Source organism: uncultured Enorma sp. (genome assembly GCA_905210055.1).
Classification (GTDB): domain Bacteria; phylum Actinomycetota; class Coriobacteriia; order Coriobacteriales; family Coriobacteriaceae; genus Enorma.
In genome coordinates this window covers 1-3,268 of sequence record CAJLVH010000174.1, presented here as the reverse complement: position 1 = coordinate 3,268, position 3,268 = coordinate 1, and the positions used below count along the sequence as shown (strand labels likewise).

Here is a 3,268-nt window from a genome sequence, read left to right as displayed (position 1 = left end):
AGCAGGCGTGACCCAATTGGGTCACGCCTGCTAGCTTGCGCGGTCGAGGAAGAAATCGGCCATATCGAGGAAGAGCGCGCGGCAGCCTTCGTCCAGCTCAATGCCGGCGAGCGTCTCTTTCGCCCGCGTGATGAGCTGTTCCGCCACGCCGTGCGCGTACGTGATCGAGCCCGATTGCTCGAAGAGCTCAACGCAGCGTGCGAGCACTGCGGGGTCGCTTGTGCCGGAGCGTAGAATCGCTTCGACCTCGTCATGGGCGGCGGGGTCGGCGAGTGCGTGCACGGCGACGAGCGTGCGCTTGCCCTCGGTGATGTCGGTGCGGAAGTCCTTGGCGGTATCGTTACCTACCAGGTTGATGAGGTCATCCTGGATCTGGAAGGCGAGGCCGGTATCCAGGCCGAAGGAGCGGAGCGCCTCGACCTGCTCCGTGCTGCCGCCGCCGATGATCGCGCCCGCGGCGAGTGGTACGGCACCGCTGTAGTGCGCGGTCTTGAGCGTGGCCATGCGCAGGTAATCGTCCACGGTGAGGTCGAAGCGCTCGTCGCGCACCCAACCTAAGTCGAGCGCCTGACCCTCGATGGTACGCATCGTCATGGTAGTGAGCTCGCGCATGACGCGCAGGCGTACGTCGTCTGGCAGCGCGGGATCGTTCAGCACCGCTTCGGTGACGAGCGTGAGATCGAGGTCGCCGCAGTTGATGGCGAGCCCCACGCCTTCGGTGAGATACAGGCAGGGTTTCCCGCGGCGCAGCTGGCCGTTGTCCGCGATATCGTCGTGGATGAGCGCGGCGCTTTGGAAGTGCTCGACGGCCGCCGCGCAGCTCCGAGCGAGCGTGGGATCTCCGCCTACGGCACGGCACGCAAGCAGGCAGATGAGCGGCCGGTGGCGCTTGCCCCCGTTCTCTGCGAAGGAGCGGAGCGGCGCATAGAGATAGCGCTCGAGGTCATCGGTCTCCGCCTTGCCCTCAAAAAATGAGAGCAGATATTCGTCTAGATCGCCGTGATGTGCGCGAAGAAATTCGGCGAACGAATTGTGCATGGCGGAGGTTCCTTTCTGGAGCGGGATGGGCGGGCACGGGTTCGTTTAACCCGTCGGGATGGGGATGGCAACGAGGTTGAATCGCCCTGCCGATAGGTTGAAACAAACCCGTTTCCACCCCATCCAGTTAGCCCAACGCCGGTCCCAAATGCTCAGACATCGGAGCCGACTCTAATGTCAGGCGGTGGCGAAGCCGTCGGGGTTCTTCGACTGCCAGTTCCAGGAGTCGCGGCACATGTCGTTGATGTCGAACTCGGCCTTCCAGCCCAGCTCCTGCTCGGCCTTGGTGGCGTCGCACCAGTTGGCGGCGATGTCGCCCTCGCGGCGCGGGCAGATCTTGTAGGGCAGCTCGTGGCCGCAGGCAGCCTCGAACGCGCGGATCACATCGAGCACGGAGGAGCCGGTGCCGGTGCCCAGGTTGAAGATGCCAACCTCAGAACGGCCGTTCATCCATTCGAGTGCGGCGACGTGGCCGCGCGCGAGGTCCACCACATGGATGTAATCGCGCACGCCGGTGCCGTCGGGCGTGGGGTAGTCGTCGCCAAACACCTGCACGAACGGGCGCTTGCCCACAGCGACCTGCGCAACATAGGGCACGAGGTTGTTGGGTATGCCCTTCGGATCCTCGCCGATGAGTCCCGAGGGGTGCGCGCCGATGGGGTTGAAGTAGCGCAGCAGCACGACGTTCCATTCAGGGTCGGCGGTGTGCAGATCCATGAGAATCTGCTCGATCATCCACTTTGTCCAGCCGTATGGGTTCGTGGCAGGTTTCTTGGGATCGAGCTCGGTCACGGGCGGATTGTCCGGATCGCCGTAAACAGTCGACGAGCTCGAGAAGATGATGTCCTTGCAATGGTGATCGCGCATGCATTCGCACAGCGTGAGTGTGTTGCCGATATTGTTGTGGTAGTACTCGATGGGCTTCGCCACACTCTCGCCCACGGCCTTGTAGCCGGCGAAGTGAATGACGCGGTCGGGCTCTTCGGCATCGAAGATGCGGTCGAGGGCGGCGCGGTCGTTGACGTCCGCCTCATAGAAGACGAGGTTCTTCGCGGCGTCCTCACCCACGATCTCGCGGACGCGGTCGAGCGCGACGGGGCTCGCGTTGTACAGGTTGTCGACCACCACGACGCGGTATGTGCGCTCGAGCAGCTCAACGCATGTATGAGACCCGATGAACCCGGCGCCTCCGGTAACGAGGACGCAGGTATCCTGCGGTGTCTTTGCCTGTGCCATGGAAAACTCCTCACATCGTGTATCGCGGCGCGCTTCCGGTGCTGGTTTGGACGCGTCCTCTGCAAACGGCAGCGCCTGCCGTGTCCGGCAACGCAAACGTCACACAAAGTATAACGTTGCCATGTGTGGGGATGCCGTTCGCACGATATTTCTTTGATGATGTCGAACATCGGGAACCGATAAGGTATTCTTGTAGATGGTCGACATATACACACAGATTAAACGGAGCAACGTATGTCTCACCACAGCGAATCCCGTTGGGATATCTCTAGATATATCGACATCCCCTTTTCTGGCGCGCAGCTCGTAGCGCATTGCGGTCGCGGAGACGCGGATTGCACGCGCCGCGATGCAATCAAGGCAGTTCTCGCAGCGACCGGGTTCGTCACGGTGTTTGCGAACCCCCTCACCGCGCTCGCCACGCCGCAAGCGTCGCAGGAGACGCTCGATGCGCTCGACGACGCCCAGGCCGAATTCGATGCGGTGCAGGCGCAGCTCGACGAGATTTCCGCGCAGTACCAGGAGCTCAGCCAAAAACAGGACGAGACGATCGCCCAGATCGAAGACGTCGAGGCGAAGATTGCGGAGACCGAGGAGAAGATCGCCGAGCAGGAAGCCGAGCTCGAGGAGAAGCAGCGTGTGCTCTCCGAGCGCGTCGCGTCGAGCTACAAGAACGGCGGCAACGAGGCGCTCGCCATTCTCCTTTCGGCGCAGACTTTCGACGAGCTCGTTTCGAATGCCTACTACATTGAGAAGATCAACGAGGCGGATCGCGCCGTCATCGCCGAGATCGAAGAGATTCGCGCTCAGCTCGAGCAGCAGAAGCAGAACCTCGAAGACCAGAAGGCCGAGCTTGAGGCGCTGGAAGAGGAACAAGCCGAACAGCTCGAGCAGATGCAGGCGAAGCAGCAGGAAACGCAGGAGCTCCTGAATAGCCTCGACGACGAAGTCAAGGAGCTCATCGCAAAACGCGACGAGGAGATCCTCGCGGCTG

Annotated in this window: 2 protein-coding genes and 1 pseudogene; 1 reads left to right on the top strand and 2 read right to left on the bottom strand. The window is 62.1% G+C overall.

From position 1 onward, the window contains the following. Positions 1–30: 30 nt before the first annotated feature. Both QZ079_RS08770 and galE read right to left on the bottom strand, forming a co-directional pair. Positions 31–1,038 (bottom strand): polyprenyl synthetase family protein, encoded by a 1,008-nt coding sequence (locus QZ079_RS08770; RefSeq protein ID WP_297037480.1) that lies wholly within the window; start codon positions 1,036–1,038, stop codon positions 31–33. Between the two features lie 177 nt (positions 1,039–1,215). Beyond that, complete coding sequence (gene galE, locus QZ079_RS08765) at positions 1,216–2,274, bottom strand: UDP-glucose 4-epimerase GalE (protein ID WP_297037479.1); 1,059 nt, start codon at positions 2,272–2,274, stop codon at positions 1,216–1,218. Positions 2,275–2,508: 234 nt separating this feature from the next. Here galE and QZ079_RS08760 point away from each other — a divergent pair. After that, a pseudogene (locus tag QZ079_RS08760) lies at positions 2,509–3,268 on the top strand (hypothetical protein); the annotation flags it as partial.